The organism is Thermus sp. (assembly GCF_056332225.1).
On record NZ_JBWGQW010000204.1, the window covers coordinates 1 to 644 of the forward strand.

The following is a 644-nucleotide window of genomic DNA, read 5'->3' on the forward strand; positions in this document are numbered from 1 at the left end:
GTCCCATCTCTTCCAGCCTCAGGATGGCCTGAGAGGCATCGTTGGTGTGCAAAGTGGCCAAAACCAGGTGCCCCGTGAGGGCGGCTTCTATTGCGATCCTGGCGGTTTCCTCATCGCGGATCTCCCCCACCATGATCACATCGGGGTCTTGCCTGAGGAAAGAGCGCAAAACCGAGGCGAAGGTGAGCCCGATCTGGGGTTTTACCTGGACTTGCGAAATGCCCGGAATTTCGTACTCCACCGGGTCCTCAACGGTCAGGATGTTTTTTTCGGGGCTCCTTATCCGCTTCAAGGCCGAAAAGTTGGTGAAGCTCTTTCCCGAGCCCGTGGGCCCGGTGATAAGGATGAGCCCGTAGGGCTGGGCGATAAGCTTTTTAAACTTCTCCAAGGTGTCGGGAAGAAAACCCAGGTCCTCCACCTCGGGAATGTTTTCCGCTCGCTTGAGCAAACGCATGACCACGCGCTCTCCGTAGACCGTGGGGACGGTGGAAACCCGCAGGTCCACCCTGGTCCCCCCAATCCGGTGTCTGAGTCGGCCATCCTGGGGGAGGCGCTTCTCGCTGATGTTCATCCCCGACGTGAGTTTGATGACGGAAAGCATCGAGGGATAATCCGTACGAGCGAGAGCATCGAAGTCCCTCAAT

General features: G+C 57.9%; 1 protein-coding gene. It reads right to left on the reverse strand.

What is annotated here, in order from left to right:
* The coding region (locus AC01Y6_RS10925; protein WP_476671556.1) for a GspE/PulE family protein at window positions 1-644 on the reverse strand (644 nt) is incomplete at both ends.